Origin of the sequence: Streptomyces sp. NPDC058401, assembly GCF_042722885.1 — a bacterium.
Taxonomy (GTDB): Bacteria; Actinomycetota; Actinomycetes; order Streptomycetales; family Streptomycetaceae; genus Streptomyces.
In genome coordinates this window covers 44934-50933 of sequence record NZ_JBHXKA010000058.1, presented here as the reverse complement: position 1 = coordinate 50933, position 6000 = coordinate 44934, and the positions used below count along the sequence as shown (strand labels likewise).

Here is a 6000-nt window from a genome sequence, read left to right as displayed (position 1 = left end):
CTCCCGAAGGGGGCCGGGCCTTTCCGGATGCCTGCGCCGCTCTGCGTGCTCTGCGCCGCGCTACGCCGCCCTGCTCCGTGCGTGCTACTCCGCCGAGCCGTACATGCGGTCGCCCGCGTCGCCCAGGCCCGGCACGATGTAGCCGTGCTCGTTGAGCCGCTCGTCCACCGCGGCCGTCACCACCGTCACCGGGGTGCCCGCCAGCTCGCGCTCCATGATCTCGACGCCCTCGGGCGCGGCCAGCAGCACCACCGCGGTCACGTCGTCCGCACCGCGCTTGATGAGTTCCTTGATCGCCGCGACGAGCGTGCCGCCGGTGGCGAGCATCGGGTCCACCACGTAGACCTGGCGGCCCGAGAGGTCCTCCGGCATGCGCGTCGCGTACGTGGAGGCCTCCAGGGTCTCCTCGTTGCGGACCATGCCGAGGAAGCCGACCTCGGCGGTCGGAAGCAGCCGCACCATGCCGTCGAGCATGCCGAGACCGGCGCGCAGGATCGGTACGACCAGCGGCCGCGGGTAGGAGAGCTTCACGCCGGTGGTCGGGCCGACCGGGGTGACGATGTCGGCCTGCTCGGTGCGCACGTCCCGGGTGGCCTCGTACGCGAGCAGGGTCACCAGCTCGTCGGCGAGGCGCCGGAAGGTGGCGGAGTCGGTGCGCTTGTCGCGCAGAGTGGTGAGTTTGTGCGCCACCAACGGGTGATCCACGACCTGCAAACGCACAACATCCTCCAAGACTCGGCTGCCGCAGCGAAAGCTGCGACCTGCGACGCCGCTACCTGCGAAAACGGCCGCAAACCCGCGACCCACACCAAAAGGCTACGCGCTGCGCCCACCGCTTCGCGCCCGAAGCGGCGGCCACGCCCGGAAACCCCTGGAGATGCGACCCGCCCGGACCCCCAGCACGCTGGACTGATGACCAACGCAATGGTGATCGCTGCCGTAGACGGATCCGAACACAGCCTCAAGGCCCTGGAGTGGGCAAGGGCTGCGGCAGTGCGCCACGGCACCGGGCTCCTCGTCGCCCACGTGCTGTCCGACAGCGTCCAGCTGTACGCGGCACGCCGCTCCTCCCTCCACGACCGCGGCGAGCCCGAGGAGACCGAGGACCCCGTCAGCGTGCGGATACGGGCCCATCTGGCCGAAGGGGGCCCGCTCCCCTCCGAAGTCCGCTACGAGTCCCTGGAGGGCTCCGTCCCGGAGGCCCTGCGGGACATCGGGGAGGGCGCCCGGATGCTGGTGATGGGCTCCCGGGGCCGCGGCGGCTTCGCCGCGCTGCTGCTCGGCTCGAACAGCCGCGCCGTGGCCACCAGCGCCGGCTGCCCGGTGGTCGTGGTCGCGCACGAGGCGCGCGGGGCGGACGCGGCCGACCAGGCCTCGGCCGGGCGCGTGGTGGTGGGACTGCACGCCGCGGAGACGCCCGACAACGTACTGGACTTCGCGTTCGCGGAGGCCGCCGCGCGGGCCACCACCCTCCAGGTGGTCTCGGCGTACAGCATCCCGCCGTCGCCGACGCTGGTGATCGACAGCCCGTTCGCGGTGATCCCGCCGGAGGCGCTGGTGGGGGAGGACGAGAACGCGGTGCCGGCCGAGCGGGAGATGCTCCGCTCCCAGACGGAGCGGCTCGCGCCGTTCCGGGCGAGGTACCCGGCCGTGCCCGTCGAACAGGCCGCGGTTCCCGGGGACGCGGCCGGGCGCCTGGTCGACACCTCGAAGTCGGCGGCGCTGGTCGTCGTGGGCCGCCACCACCCGCGGCGGCACATCCGGTCCCTGATGATCGGCTCCGTCGCGAACGCCGTGCTGCAGCACGCGCACGGGCCGGTGGCGATCGTCCCGACCCTGCTGGAGCCGGCGGACGCCGCGGACTCGGCGGAGCAGGCACGCCCGGCGGACTCGGCGGGGGAGTCCGGGTAGCCGGGATTGTCGGAATCCGACTGAATTCCTTCCGAGTCGTGGCAGAAGGTGGCATCAAACGGCTGGTCCGAGGGAAGGTGGGGGTTCGGGGGGACGGACCGGACCGGACCAGCCAGGGGCGGTGACCCATGCCCGAAGACGATCACGAGCCACTGGAGACGACGGCGCAGCGCAGAGCACGGCGCGCGCAGTTCCTCCGTGACCTGCACGAGGCCCGGGAACTGCGCGACCGGGTGCAGCCCCGACGTGCCCGTGCCGCCCGCATGCGCCAGCAGATGCGCATGCGCACCTTCCGCTGGTGAGCCCCGCCGAGGGCCCCGGCAGGGTGCCGCCCGGCAGCCGCCGCGGCCCCGGCGCGAGGCCCCGTACAACACGCGCGGCCAGCGCCACGGCGCGGAAGACCTCTCGCATCGGCTCCGTTTCTGCCACGATGCCGACTGGGCGGGGTACGAAACGGTGAGCACTGCGGCCGTTCCACCCCCACCCACCTCCGGCCGGGGGGAACTCCAACCGGCACGCCTATGACCAGTGGGAGAGTCACGGTGTATTTCGCCGCACTGCTCGCGCGCACCGAAGACGGGTGGGAAGCGAGCGACATGGAACTCGACGATGTCGAGTCTCTGAGTGATCTGATCGATCTCGCCCGCTCCGCCTCTGTCGACGACGACACGGTGGTAGCCCTCATCGAACAGGAGGACGCCTGGTTCGGGGTCGTCCGGGTGGACGGCGAGGAGGACCCGCGCTACTACGTGTCCAACGCCTCCGCCGCCTCCCGCAGCTCCTACGGCTCGATGCTGACCGACGAGCTGCTCGGAAAGGACGACGAGGACGACGAACTCGACGAGCTGGACCTCGACGGCACCGAGGACGGCGAGGACGAGGTCATCGCCTCTTACCCGGACGGCGCACCCGCCGACCGAGACCAGGAGGACGAAGACGAGGAAGCGGACGACGGCCACGACGTACGGGCCGGCGCCGAACCGGCGCCCGCCGGCCCGCTCGGCGACCCCAGGCTGCTCGACGACCTCGGGGTGAGCAACAAACAACTGATGACCCTGGACGGGGACGCACTCTCGGAGATCGCCGATTCGCTCGGTGCCACCGAGGTCCTGGAGGCCGTCCGCTAGTGATCCCCGCGCACCACCACACCCCGCACACCACCCCGTACACGCCCGACCCCGTACGGGACCCGTGGCAGGACTCCATGCGCCTGGCGCTCCGGGAGGCCGCCCGGGCGGTGCCGGCCGGCGACGTGCCGGTCGGCGCCGTGGTGCTCGGCCCGGACGGCACGCTCCTGGCCACCGGGCACAACGAGCGGGAGGCGACCGGAGACCCGACGGCACACGCCGAGGTACTGGCGCTGCGCCGGGCGGCCGCCGCCCTCGGGGAATGGCGGCTCCCGGGGTGCACCCTCGTGGTGACCCTGGAGCCGTGCGTGATGTGCGCGGGCGCCCTCGTCCAGTCACGGGTGGCCCGGGTGGTCTACGGGGCGTCCGACGAGAAGGCGGGCGCCGCCGGGTCCCTGTGGGACCTCGTACGGGACCGCCGGCTCAACCACCGGCCCGAGGTGATCGCGGGCGTGCTCGCGGGGGAGTGCGCGCGGCAGCTCACCGACTTCTTCCGCGACCTCTGAAGGTTCCGGGGGTATGGATTTCAGAGCACGGGTCTCCTTGGGCTAAGCTCTCTCTCGGTAGCGTGTCCGAGCGGCCGAAGGAGCACGCCTCGAAAGCGTGTGATGGTGCAAGCTATCCGTGGGTTCAAATCCCACCGCTACCGCTCTGATCGAGAGCCCCGCCCCGCAAGGGTCGGGGCTCTCGGCGTTTCCGGAGTTCGGGCCGTTCGGATGCATCGGACCATTCCCCGGTCGTTCCCGGAGTTTCCGGCGTCCGAGGGACATCCGCGTGACCGCCCGCGCCCTCGGCCGTTGTCACGGCATGACCAAGACCCAGCGCATCCTCGCCGCCTTCGCCCTCGCGGGGGCCGCCGCGGGCCTCGCCGCGCCCGCCGCCTCCGCCGCCCCGATCGCCCCGCTCACCCTCCCGGACCTCCCGGCGCCGCAGGGCATGCCGGAGGGGGCGAGCCCGGGCTCGGTGCAGGAGATCGGCGGTCAGGTCAGCGGCGGCCTGAACCAGCTCAACCAGCTGATGGAGCTGCCGAACCAGCTCGCGCCCGTGATCGCCCCGGTCCAGCCGATCACCGACCTGGCCGGCGGGCTGGAGTAAGCGCTACACCGTTCGGCGGACACCGTTCGGCGGACAACGCGAAGAAGGCCCCGACCTGAGTCGGGACCTTCAACGGTTGGGACGGGGGAAGTGGCATCGGGGGGACAAGCCACTTCCCCCGATGAGGACGGAACCTGCCAGTCCAAGCCGCAGTCAGGGGGGAAGCTTGCGGCTCGGACCCCGCAGTGAGGTCCTGTCCCTCGCTCACCGATTTCCTGCCAGAACCGGTGGGCTCGTGTTCAATACTGCGCCTTCCGGGGCCGCCGGCCCACCGGCAAAGGGCCTGTGCCGCCAGGTCATTGGTCCTTAAAGGTCAGGTGAGTGTTCGAACACGACGGGCTAGACTCTCCCGACCTTGCAGGACCGGTTGGGGAGGCCGACAGCGCACGTGGAAACCAAGAAGCTGATCTCGGGCGCCCTGGCCGTCTTCGTCCTCTTCGTCATCATCACTCAGCCCGTAAAAGCCGCCGATATGGTGCAAATAGGCTTCCAAGGAATCTCGGATGCCGCAACGGCGATCGGCGAGTTCATGACCGAACTGGTGCGCTGAACCCGTACGCTGAAGCGGTTTCCGGACTTCCCGGCCCCCCACTCCGACGGGTGGGGGGCTTTTTGCGTTCCCGCACACGGGGCAAGATGCCCTGTTATGCCCAACTTGCCCTCAACACGGCGATATACGGTGCTTGCACACAGTGCACATGTCTTGTGATGCTATGACCGCTTTTGACGGATGAGTTGATGACGTGACGTGAAGGGGTGGCGTGACCGTGCCGGCCAGTACTGCGCCCGAGGTGCCGCCCCAGCAGGACCCGCAGCAGGAGCACCCGCGGGACCCGCACCGGGACTCCCCGCAGGCCCCGCACCAGGGCCCGCACCGGGATTCCCCGGAGGCGCCGCCACAGGCCTCCCAGCAAGTCCAGCCCCAGGCTCCGCACCAGGCCCCGCACTGGGACTCCCCGGAGTCCCAGCCGCAGGCCCCGCAGGCGGAGTCCCACGTACCGCCCCAGCAGGAGGCTCCCGAGGAGCCTCCGGTCGCACCCAGGCCGCAGAGCCGGGGCGCCGACACCCGGGCCCTCACCCAGGTGCTGTTCGGGCAGCTGAAGGACCTGCAGCCGGGCACCAGCGAGCACTCCCGGGTCCGCGGGGCCCTCATCGAGGCCAACATCCCGCTCGTGCGGTACGCGGCCGCCCGCTTCCGCAGCCGCAACGAGCCGATGGAGGACGTGATCCAGGTCGGCACGATCGGGCTGATCAACGCGATCGACCGGTTCGACCCCGAGCGCGGGGTGCAGTTCCCGACCTTCGCGATGCCGACCGTCGTCGGCGAGATCAAGCGGTACTTCCGCGACAACGTCCGCACCGTCCACGTCCCGCGCCGCCTCCACGAGCTGTGGGTCCAGGTCAACGCCGCCACGGAGGACCTCACCACCCTGCACGGCCGCACCCCGACCACCCCCGAGATCGCCGAGCGGCTGCGCATCAGCGAGGACGAGGTGCTCTCCTGCATCGAGGCCGGCCGCAGCTACCACGCGACCTCCCTGGAGGCCGCCCAGGAGGGCGACGGGCTCCCCGGCCTGCTCGACCGTCTCGGCTACGAGGACCCCGAGCTGGCCGGCGTGGAACACCGCGACCTGGTCCGCCACCTCCTCGTCCAGCTGCCCGAGCGCGAGCAGCGGATCCTCCTCCTGCGGTACTACAACAATCTGACCCAATCGCAGATCAGCGCAGAGCTCGGCGTCTCCCAGATGCACGTCTCCCGACTCCTCGCCCGGAGCTTCGCCCGGCTGAGATCCGCAAACAGGATCGATGCCTAACCGGATCGAGTGGAGGTCATTCTCCGCGTTTCCTGACAGACCGGCAGATTCCC

Annotated in this window: 8 protein-coding genes and 1 tRNA gene; 8 read left to right on the top strand and 1 reads right to left on the bottom strand. The window is 71.0% G+C overall.

The window, feature by feature from the left end:
• Window positions 1–84: 84 nt before the first annotated feature.
• Window positions 85–720, bottom strand: a complete 636-nt coding sequence (gene upp, locus ACFWNV_RS21980; protein WP_267758966.1) for a uracil phosphoribosyltransferase — start codon at window positions 718–720, stop codon at window positions 85–87.
• 192 nt (window positions 721–912) lie between these two features.
• Here upp and ACFWNV_RS21975 point away from each other — a divergent pair, with 192 nt between their 5' ends.
• The 8 genes from ACFWNV_RS21975 (at window position 913) to ACFWNV_RS21940 (ending at window position 5947) form a co-directional block, all read left to right on the top strand.
• Window positions 913–1911, top strand: a complete 999-nt coding sequence (locus ACFWNV_RS21975; protein ID WP_383949559.1) for a universal stress protein — start codon at window positions 913–915, stop codon at window positions 1909–1911.
• Window positions 1912–2039: 128 nt separating this feature from the next.
• Window positions 2040–2213, top strand: coding sequence for a hypothetical protein (locus ACFWNV_RS21970; RefSeq protein WP_254381952.1), 174 nt, complete (start codon window positions 2040–2042; stop codon window positions 2211–2213).
• A gap of 240 nt (window positions 2214–2453) precedes the next feature.
• Window positions 2454–3038, top strand: a complete 585-nt coding sequence (locus ACFWNV_RS21965; protein ID WP_383949564.1) for a hypothetical protein — start codon at window positions 2454–2456, stop codon at window positions 3036–3038.
• 77 nt (window positions 3039–3115) lie between these two features.
• Window positions 3116–3544, top strand: coding sequence for a tRNA adenosine(34) deaminase TadA (gene tadA / locus ACFWNV_RS21960; RefSeq protein WP_383949561.1), 429 nt, complete (start codon window positions 3116–3118; stop codon window positions 3542–3544).
• Window positions 3545–3600: 56 nt separating this feature from the next.
• Window positions 3601–3687: transfer RNA gene (locus ACFWNV_RS21955), tRNA-Ser, on the top strand.
• A gap of 125 nt (window positions 3688–3812) precedes the next feature.
• Complete coding sequence (locus ACFWNV_RS21950) at window positions 3813–4133, top strand: hypothetical protein (RefSeq protein ID WP_383949557.1); 321 nt, start codon at window positions 3813–3815, stop codon at window positions 4131–4133.
• A gap of 388 nt (window positions 4134–4521) precedes the next feature.
• Window positions 4522–4683: a hypothetical protein gene (locus ACFWNV_RS21945; protein WP_383949554.1), complete on the top strand. Its 162-nt coding sequence runs from the start codon at window positions 4522–4524 to the stop codon at window positions 4681–4683.
• Between the two features lie 217 nt (window positions 4684–4900).
• A complete protein-coding gene (locus ACFWNV_RS21940; protein WP_383949551.1) occupies window positions 4901–5947 on the top strand; it encodes a SigB/SigF/SigG family RNA polymerase sigma factor in 1047 nt (348 codons plus the stop codon).
• Window positions 5948–6000 lie beyond the last annotated feature (53 nt).